The sequence below is a fragment of the Rhodoferax sp. GW821-FHT02C08 genome, assembly GCF_059421805.1.
This window is the reverse complement of sequence record NZ_JBWKVR010000028.1, coordinates 1-17559: the sequence shown is the minus strand read 5'-3', so window position 1 is coordinate 17559 and position 17559 is coordinate 1. Positions and strand designations below refer to the sequence as shown.

The window sequence follows — 17559 nt, the reverse complement described above, 5'->3', positions numbered from 1 at the left end:
CGGTAAAAGCATTTTTTAGGCGCATGCATGATCACTAGAGGAAAACCATGAACTTAATCGAAATCCTAGAGCAAGAAGAAATTGCCCGTCTTGGCAAGACCATCCCCGCTTTCGCCCCTGGCGACACGGTGATCGTCAGCGTCAATGTGGTTGAAGGTTCGCGCAAGCGCGTGCAGGCCTATGAAGGCGTTGTGATTGCCAAGCGCAATCGCGGCCTGAACAGCGGCTTCACCGTGCGTAAGATCTCCAGCGGCGAAGGCGTGGAACGTACGTTCCAAACCTACAGCCCGCTGATCGCTGGTATTGAAGTCAAGCGCCGCGGTGATGTCCGCCGTGCCAAGCTGTACTATCTGCGTGACCGTAGCGGCAAGTCGGCTCGTATCAAGGAAAAGCTGCCTAACCGTGTCAAAGTGGCCGCAGCAGCAACAGCCGCTTAATTCGCACTGTTCTCCTTGGAAAAACCGCCCAAGCGTCAAGCTTGCGGCGGTTTTTTCTTGGGGCGTACCATCTGCTGCTGTGACCCAGCCTTCACCCATTCCTTTGTCCAAGCTGCCCAACTTCGATCCGCGCCAGGTGCCGGTGGTGGGTAGCGACGCGCATTTGCCGGCGGTCACCGCCACGGCCTTGCAGCCGGATGCCTTGCGCCAGCGTTTCCTGTTCCCGCCGTCCTGGCAGCCTGAAGTACGGGCCGAGCTGCGCTTTACCGAGCGCGCGCCGGTGCATGCTTCCGTGCTGATCCCCATCGTGCTGCACCCCTGGGAGCGGGGCGGCCCTAGCGTGCTGTTGACTCAGCGCACCACCCGCATGTCCAACCATTCCGGTCAGATTGCCTTTCCGGGTGGCAAGGCCGATGCCACCGATGCAGATGCCGTCGCCACGGCCTTGCGCGAGGCTTGGGAAGAGGTGGGCCTGCCCCGGGCCTATGTGCAGGTGATAGGTGAGCTGCCGGTCTATCTGACCGGCACAGCCTTCATCGTTACGCCGGTGGTGGCCCTGGTGCAGCCCGGCTTCACCCTGGTGCACCAGCCTGAGGAGGTGGCCGATGTGTTTGAAGTGCCCTTGGCATTTTTGATGGACCCGGCCAACCACCGGCGCCACCATTTCGACTGGGAAGGCGGGCAGCGCGAATGGTTTTCCATGCCCTACCAGGATGCCCATGGCGAACGTTTCATCTGGGGCGCCACTGCCGGAATGCTGCGAAACTTCTACCGTTTCCTATCGGCCTGAAAGCGCGTCGCCGCAGGTCGTTATGATCGTGGGATGAGCTTTTTCGCGATCATGTTTGCGCTGCTGCTGGAGCAGGTCCGCCCCCTGGCCCGAGACAACCCGATCCACGGCATGCTGCGCGCCTGGGTGCGCGGCTGTAGCCGTAATTTCGATACGGGCTCCGCCCAGCATGGCTGGTTGACCTGGTTGTTGGCGGTAGGCCTGCCTAGCCTGGTGACCTTGGGCTTGCATTGGGTTCTGGCCTGGTTCGCGGGCTGGCCATTCGCGGTGGTGTGGAATGTGGTCGTGCTTTATGTCACTCTGGGTTTTCGCCAGTTCAGCCACCACTTCACCGAGATCCGCGATGCGTTGGAAAGCGGCGACGAGCCCTTGGCGCGCCAGCTGCTCGCGCGGTGGCAGCAGGTCGATGCCACCGAGCTGCCGCGTAGTGAAATCGTGCGCCATGTGATCGAGTATTCGGTGCTGGCCGCGCACCGCCACGTGTTTGGCGTGCTGGCCTGGTATTCCATTGGCGCAGCGCTGGGCCTGGGCCCGGCCGGCGCGGTGTTCTACCGCCTGGGTGAATTTGTATCGCGTTACTGGCGTTACAAGGACCCACAACAACTGGCCAGCCCTGCGCTGCAGCAGGTGGCTAATGGCGCCTGGACTTTGATCGACTGGTTGCCCGCGCGCATCACGGCGTTTGGTTTTGCCGTGGTGGGCAGCTTTGAAGATGCCATCGACGGCTGGCGCAATTACGCCCAGCGCTTTCCCAACGACAACGACGGCGTAGTGCTGGCCGCTACCTCGGGCGCCTTGAATGTGCGCCTGGGCGGCGAGGCCTTGAAGACCACCGAACCCCCGCAGTCTGGCCACGGCCTGCCGCTGGAGATGGATGTGGATACCGAATCCACCCCCGGCCGCGACCCCGAGCTGGGTCATCTGCGCAGCGTGGTGGGTCTGGTGTGGCGCACTGTTGTCCTCTGGATGGGCTTGCTGGCCCTGCTGACCCTGGCCAATCTGCTGGGTTAGTTTTTATAAAAAATCGGACTCTGGCGCAGGTAATGCCTGCGCTGGCAGCTATGAAAGTAGTAGCATTTTGACTTCTTCTCCACCGTCTTTCTGGAGCCCGGTTGTTGCCGGGTTGGTGCCTTATGTGCCGGGCGAGCAGCCCAAGCTGCAGAACCTGACCAAGCTCAACACCAACGAGAACCCTTACCCGCCGTCCCCCAAGGTGCTGGCCGCCATCCAGGCCGCGGCGCAGCAGGGCTTGCAGCTGTATCCCGACCCCGCATCCACGCTGCTGCGCGGCCGCATCGCCCAGCAATACGGTCTGCAGCCCGAGCAGGTGTTCGTGGGTAATAGCTCGGACGAGGTGCTGGCCCATGCCTTTTTTGCGCTGTTTCAGCATGGTGATGCGCCGCTGGTGGTGCCGGATGTGACCTACAGCTTCTACCAGGTGTATTGCGGCCTGTACGGCATCCCTATGCATGTGGTGCCGCTGGACGAAGGGCTGCGCGTCAATGTGGAAGCCCTGGTCGGCCCCGGCGAGGTGGCTGGCGTGGTGCTGGCAAATCCGAATGCGCCCACGGGCATCGGCTTGCCGCTGGCGCAGATTGAGCGCCTGTTGCTGCTGCATCCGCAGCGCGTGGTGCTGGTGGACGAAGCCTATGTGGATTTTGGCGGTGCATCTGCCGTGGGCCTGATTGACCGCTATCCGAATCTGCTGGTGACCCAGACTCTGTCTAAATCACGTTCGCTGGCCGGTTTGCGGGTCGGCCTGGCCTGTGGCCAGCGGCATCTGATCGAGGCGCTGGAGCGGGTGAAGAACAGCTTCAACTCTTACCCCTTGGGCCGCCTGGCACAGGCGGGCGCCTTGGCGGCCTTCGAGGACCGGGCCTACTTCGCGCAGACCTGCGCCGCCGTGGTGCACAGCCGCGAAGGCCTGACGCTGCAACTGGAGGACATGGGCTTCGAGGTCTTGCCATCGCAGGCCAATTTTGTATTTGTCCGCCACCCCGAGCACGACGCGGCCAGACTCGCTGCGGAGCTGCGTCAACGCGCGGTGCTGGTGCGCCACTTCAAGCAAGAGCGCATCGCCCAGTACCTGCGCATCAGCATCGGCACGCCGGCGCAGTGCGATGCCTTGGTACAGGCGCTCGCAGAAATCCTGGGCTAAAACTTCGGGGCGTTCAGCTCGGCGAACAGGTCACTATATATTTTGTAGCGCCTGTCGCTGATACTGCCTGCGCTGCCGTCGCTTTTGACTGCTGCCATAACGCCGCAGCCGGGTTCGTGCAAGTGGGTGCAGTTGTAAAACTTGCAGCGTTCCACAAAGGGCTTGATGTCCGGCATCAGTCCCGAGAGATGCCGGGCGTCGATGTGGTGCAGGCCAAACTCCTGGAAGCCGGGCGAGTCGATCAGCGCGGTTTTTGCCTCTTTGTCCACCCAGTACCAGGTGGTGCTTGTGGTGGTGTGCTTGCCGGTGTTCAGCGCCTGCGAAATCTCGCGCGTCGCGGCCAGTGCACCGGGCACAAGATGGTTGGTCAGTGTGCTTTTGCCCGCGCCGGACGGGCCCAGCACCAGCGTGGTCTTGCCGGCCAGCTCGGCTTTCACGGCCTCCAGGGTGCCACCGCCGTCTTTCAGCGACAGCGGCAGCATGCGGTAGCCCATGTCGCGGTAGGCGGCCAGCCAACCCCAGGCGCGCTCGAAGGGCACGGTCAAGTCTTGCTTGTTCAGTACGATCAGCGGCGTGATGCGCTCGGCCTCGGCGGCAATCAGGGCGCGCGACAGCTGGGTTTCGGAGAACTCGGGCTCGGCGGCGATCAGGATCAGCACCTGGTCCAGATTCGCGGCAAAGGACTTGGTGCGGATCTCGTCCTGGCGGTAGAACAGATTGCGGCGCGGCTGCAGCTTCTCAATAGTGCCGTCTTCGCCCTGGCCGGCGGCCGCAGGCAGCCACAGCACCTTGTCGCCGACCACGGCGCTGCTCTTCTTGCCGCGCGGGTGGCAGATCAGGCGGCTGCCATCCGCGCGTTCCACCATGCAATGCCGACCATAGGTGGCGACCACCAGGCCCGGGGTCAGGGCAGGGTGTTTGCTCACAGGGCCAATAGCCCGTTGATGCGTGCCGCGCAGTCGAAGTCGGTGGACGTGAGGCCACCCACGTCATGGGTGTTGAAGCGCACCGTACAGCGGTTGTAAGACACCTGCAGGTCCGGGTGGTGGTCTTGTGCGTGGGCCACCAGGGCCAGCGCATTCACAAAGGCGATGGTTTCAAAGTAGTTGGCAAAGCGGAAGGTCTTGGTAATGGCTACTTCGGCTCCGTCGCCGTCCAGTTGCCAGCCCTCGACGTGGGACAGCTTTGCTACGATTTGTGCAGCATTCAACGCAGACCGTTTCTGCGTCGCCCAGTCTTTTTTCTTTAAATCGGAGGTCATGCCGATGCTCCTTGTGCAGCGCCTTGCGCCATGCGTGCCAGCCGCTCGGAGGCGGGCGGGTGCGAGTAATAGAACTTCACGAATACCGGGTCGGGGGTGAGTGTGGAGGCGTTGTCTTCATACAGCTTGAGCAGGGCGGTAGACAGGTCTTGCCCGCTGGTTTGCTGGACGGCGTAGGCATCGGCCTGGAACTCGTGCTTGCGCGATACCTGGGCCGATAGCGGCGCGATGAAGAAGGTCAGCACCGGCGTGGCCAGCATGAACAGCAGCAGGGCCAGCGCGTCGTTCGGTGCGCCTGACATATTCGGGATCACGCCCAGCCCGGTGTAGAACCAGGCCTGGGCCGACAGCCAGCCCAGCAGCGCGAAGCCGACCAGGCTCAGTGCAAACATGGTCACGATGCGCTTCAAGATGTGTTTGTGCTTGAAGTGACCTAGTTCATGGGCCAGCACCGCATCTACCTCGCCGGGGGCCAGCTTGGCCAGCAGTGTGTCGTAGAACACCACGCGTTTGGCCGCGCCAAAGCCGGTGAAATAGGCATTGGCATGTGCGCTGCGTTTGCTGCCGTCCATCACGAACAGGCCCTTGGCGGCAAAGCCGCAGCGCTGCATCAGGGCGGTGACGCGGGCCTTCAGGGTTTCGTCTTCCAGTGGCTTGAACTTGTTGAACAGTGGGGCGATGAAGGTCGGGTAAATCATCAGCAACAACAGGTTGATGCCCATCCAGGCGCTCCAGGCCCACAACCACCACAAATGGCCGGCGCTGCCCATCAGCCACAGAATCAGCGCGGCAATCGGCAGGCCGATGACGATGCCGACCAGGCTGGACTTGAGCATGTCGGCCAGCCAGAGCTTGAGGCTGGTTTTGTTGAAGCCGAAGCGCTCTTCGATCACAAAGGTCTGGTGCAGCGCCACGGGGATGTCGATCAAGCCGCCAATCAACACAAAACCGGCCAACACCGCCAGCTGTTGCAGCATGCCGCCGCCCAGCCAGGCCAGCAGGCTTTGGTTCAGCCAGTTCAGGCCGCCCAGCAGGGTCCAGCCCAGCAGCACCGTGGTGCTCAAAGCCATCTCCAGCAGGCCAAAGCGCGCCTTGGTCACGGTGTAGTCGGCGGCCTTTTGGTGGGCTTCTAAAGTGATGTTGCTAGTAAAAGCGGCGGGCACGGTGTCCCGGTGGCGGACCACGTGGCGGATCTGGCGCGTAGCCAGCCAAAACTTGACCCACAAACCGACGATCAGGAGGGTGGCAAAGCCCAGCGTGAGGGCGGCCGAGGGCGAAAAAACGGCGGTATCTTGCATGGGCGGGAGTGTAGGCCATCGGTGACAATGCGGTTTATGGCTGAAATCAATACCCCATCCCCCGTGTCATCAGCGACCTTGCTCGCAAAATCGGACCACAACCTGATCTGGCTGGACTGTGAAATGACCGGTCTGAACCCCGAAGTGGACCGCCTGATCGAGATCGCCGTGGTCGTTACCGGCCCCACTCTGGAGCCGCGTGTCGAGGGCCCGGTTTTTGTGATCCACCAGTCGGACGCGCAACTGGACAAGATGGACGCCTGGAACAAGGGCACGCATGGCAAAAGCGGCCTGATCGACAAGGTCAAGGCATCCACCACCACTGAAGCCGAGGCCGAGGCGCAACTCATCGCCTTCTTGGCGCAGTACATCCCCAAGGGCACGTCGCCCCTGTGCGGCAACAGTATCGGACAGGACCGGCGTTTTCTGGCCAAGTACATGCCCAAGCTGGAGGCTTTCTGCCACTACCGCAACCTGGACGTGAGCACCCTCAAGGAACTGGCCAAGCGCTGGCGGCCCGAAGTGGCTGCCTCCTTCAAAAAGCAGCAAAAGCATACGGCTCTGGCCGATGTGCATGAATCTATTGAAGAACTTGTGCACTACCGCACACACTTTTTGAAGATGGCCGCAGAGTAATTAGGTGGAAACCCGAATCCGGGCTATAATTCGAGGCTGCACTGAAATCAATTAGTGCACTTTGCACATCTCCCTTCACTCATCTGGCGCACAAAGTTGCGCCAACTGATGCCAGGCCAGCAGGCCTATAAAGGTATCGGCTCCGTTTGATGGTTGATGTTTTTTAACCATTTACGGGGCAGTCCGCGGGCCATTGCAGCTTCGCGTTCTCTCCATGTGAGTAATTAAATGAACGACTCTTTTGACGTCGCGGGTGACTTTTCGCCTGCAGCTTCCTTCTCTTCTTCCAATGACACCTTCGTGACCGAGACTTTGCAGTCCGAAACCGAAGTGGCTACTCCCGCGCAGCCTGAAGTGCCGAATGGCTTTGTGACCCTGGGTCTGGCGCCTGAACTGGTGCAAGCCGTGGCCGATCTGGGATACACCCAGCCTACCGCCGTGCAAATGCAAACCATCCCCATGGCCATGCAAAGCGAGTCCGCCCGCTTTGTCGACCTGATGGTTTCCAGCCAAACCGGTAGCGGCAAGACCGCCGCCTTCCTGCTGCCCGTGCTGCACACCTTGCTGAAACAGCAAGCCGAAGCCGAAGCCGCTGAAAAGGCTGAATACGAAGCCGCTGTCGCCGAAGCCGCTGCCAAGGGCGAACCCGCTCCCAAGCGCGCCAAGCGCAAGGACCCCACCAATGCCCGCAACTTCAAGGCCGCTACCCCTGGCGCCCTGATCCTGTGCCCGACCCGCGAACTGGCCCAGCAAGTGGCCCACGACGCCATCGGCCTGGTGCAGCATTGCCGTGGCCTGCGCATCGCCAACGTGGTGGGTGGCATGCCTTACCAACTGCAAATTGCCAAGCTGCAAAACGCTAACCTGGTCGTGGCAACCCCTGGCCGTCTGCTGGATCTGCAGCGCTCGCAGCAAATCAAGCTGGACCAAGTCCAGTTCCTGGTGGTGGACGAAGCCGACCGCATGCTGGATCTGGGTTTCTCGGACGATCTGGCCGACGTCAACCAGATGACCATTGGCCGCAAGCAAACCATGATGTTCAGCGCCACCTTCGCGCCGCGCATCCAGCAACTGGCTTCCCGCGTGATGCGCGAACCCCAGCGCGTGACCATCGACAGCCCGCAAGAAAAGCACGCCAACATCAAGCAAATCCTGTTCTGGGCCGACAACGCACAGCACAAGCGCAAGCTGCTGGACCACTGGCTGCGTGACACCAGCATCGCCCAGGCGATCGTGTTCGCCAGCACCCAGATCGAGTGCGATGGCTTGGCCAACGACCTGCAACAAGAAGGCTTCAGCGCCGTCGCATTGCACGGCGCGCTGAGCCAAGGTCTGCGCAATCGCCGCCTGATGGCCCTGCGCCAAGGCCAGGTGCAGATCCTGGTAGCCACCGACGTTGCTGCTCGTGGTATCGACGTGCCCAGTATCAGCCACGTGTTCAACTTCGGCTTGCCGATGAAGGCCGAAGACTACACCCATCGTATTGGCCGTACTGGCCGTGCGGGTCGCGACGGTATCGCCGTGACCTTTGCTGAAATGCGCGATCGTCGCAAGATTTTCGACATCGAAAGCTACAGCCACCAGCAGTTCAAGGCGGAAGTGATTCCAGGTATGGAGCCACAACAGCGCCAGCCCGATTCGCGTCCTCCACGCGGTGCAGGCGGTGGTTTCGGCGGCCGTGACGGCGCTCCCCGTGGCCGCAGCTTCGGTCCTTCGCCACGCGGCGATCGCGGTGGTTTCGGCGGCGGCAACCGTGAAGGCGGTGGCGGTTATGGTGGCGCCAGCGGTTTCAACGACCGTAACAGCCGTCCACCAGCACGTACCGGCGGTGGCTATCAAGGCAACCGTGACAACGGCGGCGGCTTCGGCGGTGGCGATCGTGGTGCAGACCGTGGTTTCGGCGGCGGCGCTCCCCGTGGTGACTTTGCACCCCGTGGCGATTTCGCTCCCCGTGGTGACCGTGCCGAACGTGGTGATTTCAATGCACCCCGTCCCGCTTTCTCCAAGCCAGCTTTCAGCAAGCCCGGCGCGGGTGCTGGCAATGGCGGCAAGGTGTTTGTGCCCCGTGATACCAAGAAGCGTTTGACCAAGCCCGCACGTTAATTCGCTGCGCTCTTGCTTCTCGCAAACCAGGCCCTTGTGGCCTGGTTTTTTTTCGTCTGCGCGCAGCGCCAGCCGGCGAGGCTCGATGGCAACCTGCACAATACTGGCCAGGAGGTTCTGCTGTGTCCCATGTGTCATCCCCGGCCGATTACGCGCAATTGTTCGATTTGGCCCCCGTTTCGCTGTGGCTGGAAGATTTCAGTGCGCTCAAGCGCCTGTTCGATCGCTGGCGCAGCCAGGGTGTTATCGACCTGAACGCACATGTGCAGACCCATCCGGACAGCCTGGCGGAGTGCGCGGCTTGCCTGCAGGTGCTGCAGGTCAACCAACGCAGCCTGGAGATTTTTGGCGCCCGCAGCCAGGACGAGCTGCTGGCCAATCTGGACCAGGTGTTCCGGGGTGACATGCTGGGCAGGCTGATGGAGCAGCTTTTGCCCATGTGGGAGGGCGCGCTGGGCTTTTCCGTGCAGACGGTGAACTACAGCCTGGACGGCCGGCGGCTGGACGTGAAGGTCCAGGCCTGTGTGCTGCAAGGCTATGAGGGCAGTTGGGCCCGCGTGATGGTGTCCCTGGAAGACATCACGCAAGAGCTGCAGACTTCTCGGCAGTTGGTCGCCAGCGAACAGCACGCGCGTGACTTGTTCGACTACTCCCCGGTATCGCTGTGGGTGGAGGACTTCAGCGCGGTCAAGTTGCTGCTGGATGAGTTGCGCATGCGCGGCATCGAGGACTTCCGCACCTTCATCAATGTGCACCCCGAATTCGTCTCGCGCTGCATGCAAGAGATCCGCGTCATCGACGTGAACCAGCAGACACTCAGCATGTTTGGTGCGCAAAACAAGGCCGAGTTGCTGGCCCGCCTGAGTGAAGTCTTTCGTGGCGAGATGCGCGACTCGTTTGCCGAGCAATTGATTGAGCTGTGGCAGGGCAAGACCACCTTGATGCGCGAGGTGGTCAACTACCGGCTCAGCGGCGACCTGATCAACATCCATATGCAATTCGCTGTTTTGCCCGACCATCTGGTCAACTGGGATTTGGTGCTGGTTTCGTTGGTGGACATCACGGCCCGCAAGAAGGCCGAGGCTTATCTGGAATACCTGGGCAAACACGACTCCCTGACCCAGCTGCGCAACCGGGCCTTCTACATGGACGAGCTGAACCGGCTTTCGCGCAAAGGCCCTTGGCCGCTGAGCGTGCTGGTCATCGACCTGAACGGTCTGAAGCTGGTGAACGACGAAGACGGCCATGTGGCCGGCGATGCATTGTTGCGCCGCGCGGGCGAGGTGTTGGGCAAGGTGAACAACCCGAATGCCTGTGTGGCCCGTACCGGAGGCGATGAATTCGCCATGCTGTTGCCGGGGGCCGACGAGCGCGGCGCGCAGGCCGTCATTGAACGCATCCAGTCCTTGCTGGAATTGAACAACCAGTTTTACTCGGGCCACAAACTGAGCATGGCCATCGGTGCCTCCACCTGCCATGCTGGCGACCAGTTGGAAGCCGCGTTGCACCGTGCAGACCGCACCATGTACGTCGAGAAAACCCGCTACTACCACGAGAACCAAATTGAGCGACGTCTGCACTCCTAAGTCGTTATGAGCCAGACGCTGGACCAGGCCATGCAGGCCTTCGCGCCCCAGCTGCCGCTGGCAGTGGCCTTCAGCGGCGGAGCGGATTCCACTGCCTTGTTGTTGGCTTGTGCCGAGCGCTGGCCCGGCCAGGTGCGGGCGCTGCATATCCACCACGGCCTGCAGGCTGCGGCAGATGGTTTTGCGCGCCACTGCCAGGCTTTTTGCGACACCTTAAACGTTCCTTTGCACGTGCTGCATGTCGATGCGCGGCCAGCCCAAGGCGACAGCCCGGAAGATGCGGCACGCCGTGCACGTTACAAGGCTTTTAGCCAGTTCGCGCAGGCAGAATCTGCGCAGGTAGCTATCAAAACCATAGTATTGGCACAGCACGCCGATGACCAGGCCGAGACCCTGCTGCTGGCCCTGAGCCGGGGTGCGGGCCTGCCCGGCTTGGCCTCCATGCCCGCACGCTGGGAGCGTGACGGCATCTGCTACCAGCGCCCATTGTTGGGCGTGCGTGCCGACCACATCCGCGCCTGGTTGGCGCAGCGCGGCGTGGCCTATGTGACCGACCCGACCAATGCGGACGAGCGCTACACCCGCAACCGCATCCGCGCCCGCGTACTGCCCGTGCTGGAATCCGCTTTTCCGCAGTTCCGCGAGACTTTCGCGCGCAGCGCAGCCCATGCGGCCCAGGCGCAATCCCTGTTGACCGAGGTGGCGATGCAGGACTTGGCTGCGGTGGGTAGTCCGCCCGTAATTGCCCGCCTGCAAACCTTGTCGGAGGCACGCCAGGCGAATGTGTTGCGCCATTGGCTGGCTGTCGCGCACCAGACCACGCCCAGCACCGCCCAGTTGCAGGAACTACTGCGCCAGGTGGCGGCCTGCGTGACACGTGGGCAGAAGATCCATATCAAGATCGGCGCCGGCTTTGCACTGCGTCGTGGCGCGGCACTGGATTGGTACAATCCAAAGGCTTCAGGCGCGGTAGCCAGCATGCGCTCTGCGCTACCTCCTGATCCATCTTGATGCGTGCCCCACGGCAGTCTTTCTAGCGTCTTCTACACTCCATGGCATTGATCGTTCACAAATACGGCGGTACGTCGATGGGCTCTACCGAGCGCATCCGTCTTGTTGCCAAACGCGTCGCCAAATGGGCGCGCGCCGGCCACCAGATGGTGGTGGTTCCCAGTGCCATGAGTGGTGAAACCAACCGCCTGCTGGGCCTGGCCAAAGAGCTGGCGCCCAGCAAACCCGGCGATGCCTACCAGCGTGAGCTGGACATGTTGGCTTCCACCGGCGAGCAGGTGTCGGTCGCATTGTTGGCGATTGCGTTGCAGGCGGAAGGCATGGAGTCAGTCAGTTATGCCGGCTGGCAGGTCCCGATTCTGACCAACAGCGCGCACACCAAGGCCCGCATTGAATCGATTGACGACCAGAAGGTCCGCGCCGATCTGGCCGAAGGCAGGGTCGTGATAGTGACCGGCTTCCAGGGTGTGGACGAGAGCGGCAATATCACCACCCTGGGTCGTGGCGGCAGCGACACCTCGGCCGTGGCCGTGGCGGCGGCCATGAAGGCGGCTGAGTGCCTGATCTACACCGACGTGGACGGCATCTACACCACCGACCCGCGTGTCGTGCCCGAAGCGCGCCGCTTGCACACCATCGGTTTTGAAGAAATGCTGGAAATGGCCTCCATGGGCTCCAAGGTGCTGCAGATCCGCTCGGTTGAATTTGCCGGCAAATACAAGGTGCCGCTGCGCGTCTTGTCCAGCTTCACCCCTTGGGACATCGGCATTGAAATCGAAGCCAAATCTGGCACCCTGATCACTTTTGAAGAAGATGAAAATATGGAGCAAGCCATTGTCTCTGGCATCGCGTTCAACCGCGACGAAGCCAAAATCTCCGTGCTGGGCGTGCCCGACACCCCCGGTATCGCCTACCAAATCCTGGGTACCGTGGCCGATGCCAATATCGAAGTCGACGTGATCATCCAGAACGTCAGCAAAGACGGCAAAACCGACTTCAGCTTCACCGTGCACCGCAATGATTTCGCCAAGACGGTGGATCTGCTGAAAGAAAAAGTGCTGCCCACGCTGGGGGCCACCGAGATCATTGGCGACGCCAAGATCTGCAAGGTCAGCATCGTCGGTATCGGCATGCGCAGCCATGTTGGTGTGGCCAGCAAGATGTTCCGCTGCCTGGCTGAAGAGGGTATCAACATCCAGATGATTTCCACCAGCGAGATCAAGACCTCGGTGGTGCTGGACGAGAAGTACATGGAGCTGGCAGTGCGCGCACTGCACAAAGCCTTCGAGTTGGACCAGCCTACGGCATAAAAACAACCCAAAACCATGCCATAATAGCTGGATTGGAAACGTGACCGAGTGGCCGAAGGTGCTCCCCTGCTAAGGGAGTATGGGGTGTAGAGCCTCATCGAGGGTTCGAATCCCTCCGTTTCCGCCAAGACACCCCCTGTGAGCCTAGTGCTCCCAGGGGTTTTCTTTTTTCTGGCTCTAAGCTAGCCAAGACATCAAACACGATACGTTTCGCTTCCGATTCGAATTCGGCCCCTTCGTCCAGGGATTCGGCGAAATAGTCAAAGATCGTTTCGACAGGGTTCTCTCCTGCGATCTCGGCAATTTGTATCCGCTTTTTTAGCCCACACACCCGCTTACCGTTCTTGAACGCGCTTATGTGGGTCTGCTTCTCGCCGATCAATTCAGCAAGTTTTTCTTGGCTTCCTGCTATCGATATTGCTTTCTCGATAGTTAATTTAAATGTCATTTTGACGTTCCTTTTCTTGCAAATAGACCATAAATTGGTCTACATTTCGACAAATACCAATAACTGGTCTAGTCCATTCATTGGTAATTATCAGTCGCAAAGGAGCCGCCATGCAAGCAACCCAAATTCAAGGCCAGTCCGGCCTAGCCTTCCTGGACAAGTTTTGCGCCCCTGTGGGCACCACTGCCGACGGTCTCGGCTTGGCGGCTCTGTCGTCGTCAGTTCCACAGGGGCGCATCCTGCGCGTAGGTGACCGGGTAGAGAAGGGCGGCTGCGTCTACAAGGTGGGTAAGATTTCCCGCCGTGGCGTCGTAACCCTGAATCACACCTGCGGTGGTTTCGCCATGTTCTCTTTCGTCACCGCCTGCAAGGTGGTCGCGTGATCCGCGGGCTGTACATTTCCAGCGGGGCCTTGTTTTTTGCCGCTGTCGTTTTCTCGGCTGGCCTGCTGTGGTGGGGCTGACTATGTTTCAGTCCGCCCGCATGTCCGGCATCTTTGCTGTCTTGTCTTCGAGCGCTCGGTGTGCGCCTGATTGCCGCAATGCTTCGACAAGCCCTGATTCTTTGATTCCCTGGCGGATCGCCGCCTTAATCACTGCGTACGCAATCCATATCGTGATTGCCGTGCCCAAGAGGCTTAGGACGGTCATAAAAAGTACGCCCTGTGCTAGTGCGTTTTCAAAGCTGTTTAAGTTCATTTGTGTTTCCTCTCGCTTTGCATCTTACGCAGGCCCGAGGTTTTCGACGTTCTTCCAGATGGCGTGCTTCGGAGGTGTTCACCATGTCTAAGCACCCCCAAGCCCATGCAGAAATCCAAGCCGCATTTGACGCCCTCCAGCCGGACGCAATCCAGCTGGAATACGTCCAAGTGCGCATAGGCGAAGTCACCACCTGCGCAACGATTGCCGACACATGGCGCACTGCCGATGGTGTCGACTTCTACAAGCTCAATCTGCTCGTGCCTTATGTCGGACCTGCTCACTTTCCTGTTTGCCGTATCCGTCAATGCTCGCGCCTCGATGGCCGTTGCTACTGCGCGGGCGAGGTCGGCGCGGCACCGGCGCAGGGGCCCCGCTTGCGGGGATTAGCCGGAGCGCAAGCGACGTGCGCGCCAGCGCTCCCCGATGGTAATCACGGGGATAACGATTTTTCGGTCTCCACCCCTGCCACTACCGCCCTGGATTGCCTCCACCCATGACACGCCCCTCTAAAAATTCCTTGGTCCTGGACGGCAACGAAATCAAATACCGTCTGCACGCCCACCGCACCCACTCCAAGACCCCGGTACACGTCGATTGGCTCCGCTTCACTGTTGCGCGCCGCAACGCACCCGCGCCAGCTGCGGAGGTCCTGTTTCCTGCACCGCTGAGCCAAGGCTGGCAACCCGACGTACGCGCCTGGCGCTTGAAACAGCTTATTGCGGAACTCCTCACAGAAGACCAGCAAGCCGCCATGCAATCGCACGCCCTGGCGGAAGAAGTCGCCCAGGCCCTCGGCCAAGACTACGCCGTAGACCTGGACATTCGCAAAGGCCACGACTTCTATAAAAGCCGCTGGCCCATCGTCCGCCACGGCCAGGAATGCGGCTGGGTCGGTTTCGGTGCCTCCAGCGACTCTCCCAAGCAAAAGAGCCAAGCCCGCACCATCCACGTCAACCTGTTTGGCGCAGCCTGCACCTTTGCAGACCTCGGATGGAATCACCGCCTCGCTCGGGTCGTAGAAGACAACGAAGGCGACATAACCCGCTGTGACCTGGCCTTGGACTTCTTCGACGGCCTGGCCGGTGGCATGGAAGGCGTAAAAGCCGATTACAGCGCAGGCCTGTGTAACTCCAGCGGCCGCAAGCTCAAATGCAACATGGTCGGCGACTGGTCCGGCTCCGAGGGGCGCGGCAGGTCCTTTTATTTCGGCTCCAAAGAAGCCGGAAAGCAAACCAACGTCTATGAGAAGGGCGATCAGCTTTACGGCATAGAAGCCGGCTCCAACTGGACCCGCATAGAGCTACGTTACGGCAACAAGCTACGTGTGCTCCCGGTGGAAATGCTCCGACGTCCTGCCGACTTCTTCGCAGGGGCCAGCGACTGGCACGCCCTCAAGCTCGCCGAAGCCAGCCACATCGCAGAGCCGGAGAAAGTTGCCACCACGCCTCGGCTAGCGATGGAAACCATAGACGCCGAAGTCACAAGAAACGTCCGCTGGGCACAACGCACCGCCTCCGCAACCATCGCCGCGTGCTTCCAGTACATGGGCGATGGCTTCTTGGACTTGTGCGCCTCCGCCAAGCTCCCAGGACGCTTGCAAAAGTTCAGCAAGAGCGAGCTATGCGCCGCCTTTGAACGCCTCACCCAATCCACGGCGGGGGGCGTTGGTCGTGCCCCTGCGTATGCCGTTTAACCACCAGACCGCCAAGGAAAAAACCATGCAATTCAATTCTGAAGTCATCGTGCACGCCGTCAAAGAAAGCGTAGGAGAAATGGAAGGACGCGCCTTCTCCAGCACCACATTCCACTGTGAAGTGGACCTCAAAGAAAACGGCGCAGGCCGGTCCATCGGCCACGTAACGCGCCCTTTCAAGCTCGGCGACCACAAAGAGTTCGACAAGTGGGCGCACCTGGGCAACTCCTTGCCGATCAAGGCCAAGGCGGTGTTTGAAATGTCTGCCGCCAAGGAAGACAAGTCGGTCCTGGTCCTGGTGTCCATCGCACCCGTGGCCCACGTCAAGCAAGCGGCCTAAACCATGCGGCTGCTCATCCAATCCAAGGCTACAGGCCGCTTTCTCGCGCCGTGTGACAGCGACGGTCAGCCGGGATGGGTGGCCTCTCTCAAAGACGCGGGCGGCGGCGTTGTGGCCGACATGGAAAACGCCATGCAGCTACTCGAAGACCACTGCGACTTCGACGACCAGCCCCAGGTAATCGACCTGGACCGCCTAGGCACTGCAGACGACTACATGGACTAGGCATGGAACCCACTGCAGAAACCATCCTGAGCGTGTACGGCTGGGGCTTCGGCTCCGTGCTGTTGATGTGGTCCGTGGGCTACGTCACCGGCTTGGCCGTAGGCCTGATCCGCAAGCTTTGATTCCAGCGTCGGCAGCATCTGAAATCGTGCTGCCCTCGGTGCAATCTGAATCTTTCAGACCACCATTTTTTCAAGGAAAAAAACCATGTTCGTAACTCGCAAAGTTGCCGCTCTGTACCACTCTGCAGGCGCACGCGCTGCCGTCGCCCTGACTACCTTGGGCCTCGCCTCCGGTGCCCATGCCGCTGGCGGCATTGACGACATTCTGGATGCCGTGGACCTGTCGGGCATCAGCACCAAGCTCGGCGCGCTGGCCCTGGTGGTCGTTGCCATTGCCCTGGTCTTCAAGGGTCCAGATTTGGCAAAACGCATCATCCGTAAGGTCTAACAGCCATGACGGACGGCGCCACCTATTCGCTTGTGTACGCGATCTTTGCGCTCATTGGTGCAATGGGTGGCGTTGCGTTCCTGCTTGGTCTGAAAGGTGCGTATTCATGATCAAGCTCTTCAACATTCGTCCCCATCTTTGCGCTTTTTTGATATTGATATTCGGTTTGGGCAGTGCTTTTGCTGAAGATTGTGCTGCTGTGATCGCCGCTTTGAATGCAGACGGCGCTCGCATGATTACCGAGCAAAACGCGGCATTTGCATCTTGTGGTTCTCGTGCCGATGTGTGCGGTTCACAGCATCCTTCTTACACGCTTGAATCCAAGGTGGAGAATGGTGTCACCTACTGGCAGTCCACTTATTTCATTGGTGGTCCTGCTGGTACTGCTGATCAAGTCTTGCCGCGTGGGTGGGTGGCGTGCAGCAGTTCCGCATGCACGGCAGGCACCAAGAGCAGCATTAATTCAGTGATCGGCTGGGCTCGCTATTCCAGCGGCAGTGGTGGCACCTATGCAGTGGAGGGCGGCGGTAGTGCAACAGTGGTTGGCACAGCTGGCACTCCCCAGGCCTCTGTTTGTCAATCTGGGTGCATAAGTACCTTGGTCAGCTGGGACGGGTACTTGAACATGGATCAAGTTTCAAACGGCTTCAATGCTGTAACCGCTGTTTCCCAATATTCGCAGACCGGCGATGCATGCAGCACGCCGACCACTCCGCCGGTCGTTCCACCGCCTACCTGTGATGGTGCCGTGGGTGTCGTAAATGGTCACTCCACATGTGTGGCTGCTGGAACTGGTGGAAGTGGAACGGGTACGGGCGCTGGTAGCGGTGATGGTTCTGGCACCGGCACCGGCACCGGCACCGGCACAGGCACTGGCACTGGCACTGGCACTGGCACTGGCACTGGCACTGGCACTGGCACTGGCACAGGCACAGGTACAGGTACAGGTACAGGTACAGGTACAGGTACAGGTACAGGTACAGGCACAGGCACAGGCACAGGCACAGGCACAGGCACTGGTGACGGCAAAGACCCTAAGGCAACGCTGAATAAGTCCCGAGCTGGCGCGTGATTTGCATGTTTGCGTTCCTCATTCTTGAGGAGGTAGGGAT

General features: G+C 60.5%; 21 protein-coding genes and 1 tRNA gene. 17 read left to right on the top strand and 5 right to left on the bottom strand.

The genetic code is table 11. From position 1 onward, the window contains the following. Window positions 1-47: 47 nt before the first annotated feature. The 4 genes from rplS to hisC all read left to right on the top strand — a co-directional run bounded on the left by rplS (window position 48) and on the right by hisC (window position 3385). Window positions 48-437: a 50S ribosomal protein L19 gene (gene rplS, locus AC07VY_RS23385; RefSeq protein ID WP_490593509.1), complete on the top strand. Its 390-nt coding sequence runs from the start codon at window positions 48-50 to the stop codon at window positions 435-437. Between the two features lie 79 nt (window positions 438-516). Beyond that, window positions 517-1227 carry a CoA pyrophosphatase gene (locus tag AC07VY_RS23380; RefSeq protein WP_495099587.1) on the top strand — a complete coding sequence of 237 codons (711 nt, stop codon included), beginning with the start codon at window positions 517-519 and terminating at the stop codon, window positions 1225-1227. Between the two features lie 33 nt (window positions 1228-1260). Continuing rightward, entirely contained in the window at window positions 1261-2238 is a 978-nt protein-coding gene (locus AC07VY_RS23375) for a CobD/CbiB family protein (RefSeq protein ID WP_495077395.1), read from the top strand. Window positions 2239-2305: 67 nt separating this feature from the next. Beyond that, a complete protein-coding gene (gene hisC, locus AC07VY_RS23370) occupies window positions 2306-3385 on the top strand; it encodes a histidinol-phosphate transaminase (RefSeq protein ID WP_495099586.1) in 1080 nt (359 codons plus the stop codon). On the opposite strand, the gene rsgA is transcribed toward hisC, so the two are convergent. The 3 genes from rsgA to AC07VY_RS23355 are packed head-to-tail and all read right to left on the bottom strand — an operon-like array spanning window position 3382 to window position 5944. Continuing rightward, on the bottom strand, window positions 3382-4251 hold the full coding sequence (rsgA, locus tag AC07VY_RS23365; protein ID WP_495099619.1) for a ribosome small subunit-dependent GTPase A: 870 nt from the start codon (window positions 4249-4251) through the stop codon (window positions 3382-3384). The genes hisC and rsgA overlap by 4 nt on opposite strands. A 56-nt stretch (window positions 4252-4307) precedes the next feature. Beyond that, on the bottom strand, window positions 4308-4646 hold the full coding sequence (locus AC07VY_RS23360; RefSeq protein ID WP_495099585.1) for a 4a-hydroxytetrahydrobiopterin dehydratase: 339 nt from the start codon (window positions 4644-4646) through the stop codon (window positions 4308-4310). After that, window positions 4643-5944, bottom strand: coding sequence for a M48 family metallopeptidase (locus AC07VY_RS23355; RefSeq protein WP_495099584.1), 1302 nt, complete (start codon window positions 5942-5944; stop codon window positions 4643-4645). The genes AC07VY_RS23360 and AC07VY_RS23355 overlap by 4 nt, the downstream gene beginning before the upstream one ends. A gap of 36 nt (window positions 5945-5980) precedes the next feature. On the opposite strand from AC07VY_RS23355, the gene orn reads away from it, so the two are divergent. The 6 genes from orn (at window position 5981) to AC07VY_RS23325 (ending at window position 12717) form a co-directional block, all read left to right on the top strand. Further along, complete coding sequence (gene orn, locus AC07VY_RS23350) at window positions 5981-6580, top strand: oligoribonuclease (RefSeq protein ID WP_495099583.1); 600 nt, start codon at window positions 5981-5983, stop codon at window positions 6578-6580. 228 nt (window positions 6581-6808) lie between these two features. Then, entirely contained in the window at window positions 6809-8683 is a 1875-nt protein-coding gene (locus tag AC07VY_RS23345) for a DEAD/DEAH box helicase (protein WP_495099582.1), read from the top strand. A 122-nt stretch (window positions 8684-8805) separates the two neighbouring features. Further along, window positions 8806-10269: a sensor domain-containing diguanylate cyclase gene (locus AC07VY_RS23340; RefSeq protein WP_495099581.1), complete on the top strand. Its 1464-nt coding sequence runs from the start codon at window positions 8806-8808 to the stop codon at window positions 10267-10269. A 6-nt stretch (window positions 10270-10275) separates the two neighbouring features. Beyond that, complete coding sequence (gene tilS / locus AC07VY_RS23335) at window positions 10276-11280, top strand: tRNA lysidine(34) synthetase TilS (protein WP_495099580.1); 1005 nt, start codon at window positions 10276-10278, stop codon at window positions 11278-11280. Window positions 11281-11321: 41 nt separating this feature from the next. Further along, on the top strand, window positions 11322-12590 hold the full coding sequence (locus tag AC07VY_RS23330; protein WP_495099579.1) for an aspartate kinase: 1269 nt from the start codon (window positions 11322-11324) through the stop codon (window positions 12588-12590). 34 nt (window positions 12591-12624) lie between these two features. Further along, a tRNA-Ser gene (locus AC07VY_RS23325) sits at window positions 12625-12717 on the top strand. Here the strand turns inward: AC07VY_RS23325 and AC07VY_RS23320 are convergent. Then, on the bottom strand, window positions 12685-13038 hold the full coding sequence (locus AC07VY_RS23320; protein WP_495099578.1) for a hypothetical protein: 354 nt from the start codon (window positions 13036-13038) through the stop codon (window positions 12685-12687). The two genes, AC07VY_RS23325 and AC07VY_RS23320, sit on opposite strands and share 33 nt — an antisense overlap. 110 nt (window positions 13039-13148) lie before the next feature. Here AC07VY_RS23320 and AC07VY_RS23315 point away from each other — a divergent pair, with 110 nt between their 5' ends. Further along, the gene (locus AC07VY_RS23315) at window positions 13149-13421 is read left to right on the top strand and encodes a hypothetical protein (protein ID WP_495099577.1); all 273 of its coding nucleotides are present in this window, start codon (window positions 13149-13151) and stop codon (window positions 13419-13421) included. A gap of 87 nt (window positions 13422-13508) precedes the next feature. Here AC07VY_RS23315 and AC07VY_RS23310 read toward each other — a convergent pair whose 3' ends face one another. Beyond that, complete coding sequence (locus AC07VY_RS23310) at window positions 13509-13736, bottom strand: hypothetical protein (protein WP_495099576.1); 228 nt, start codon at window positions 13734-13736, stop codon at window positions 13509-13511. An 83-nt stretch (window positions 13737-13819) separates the two neighbouring features. Here AC07VY_RS23310 and AC07VY_RS23305 point away from each other — a divergent pair, with 83 nt between their 5' ends. The 6 genes from AC07VY_RS23305 (at window position 13820) to AC07VY_RS23280 (ending at window position 17496) form a co-directional block, all read left to right on the top strand. Continuing rightward, on the top strand, window positions 13820-14236 hold the full coding sequence (locus AC07VY_RS23305; protein ID WP_495099575.1) for a hypothetical protein: 417 nt from the start codon (window positions 13820-13822) through the stop codon (window positions 14234-14236). Further along, window positions 14233-15432 carry a replication initiation factor domain-containing protein gene (locus tag AC07VY_RS23300; RefSeq protein ID WP_495099574.1) on the top strand — a complete coding sequence of 400 codons (1200 nt, stop codon included), beginning with the start codon at window positions 14233-14235 and terminating at the stop codon, window positions 15430-15432. Before AC07VY_RS23305 ends, AC07VY_RS23300 begins: the two co-directional genes overlap by 4 nt. A 25-nt stretch (window positions 15433-15457) precedes the next feature. Next, window positions 15458-15772, top strand: a complete 315-nt coding sequence (locus AC07VY_RS23295) for a hypothetical protein (RefSeq protein ID WP_495099573.1) — start codon at window positions 15458-15460, stop codon at window positions 15770-15772. Between the two features lie 3 nt (window positions 15773-15775). Continuing rightward, a complete protein-coding gene (locus tag AC07VY_RS23290) occupies window positions 15776-15997 on the top strand; it encodes a hypothetical protein (RefSeq protein WP_495099572.1) in 222 nt (73 codons plus the stop codon). Between the two features lie 207 nt (window positions 15998-16204). After that, window positions 16205-16447, top strand: coding sequence for a hypothetical protein (locus tag AC07VY_RS23285; RefSeq protein ID WP_495099571.1), 243 nt, complete (start codon window positions 16205-16207; stop codon window positions 16445-16447). Between the two features lie 761 nt (window positions 16448-17208). After that, entirely contained in the window at window positions 17209-17496 is a 288-nt protein-coding gene (locus AC07VY_RS23280; RefSeq protein ID WP_495099570.1) for a hypothetical protein, read from the top strand. Window positions 17497-17559 lie beyond the last annotated feature (63 nt).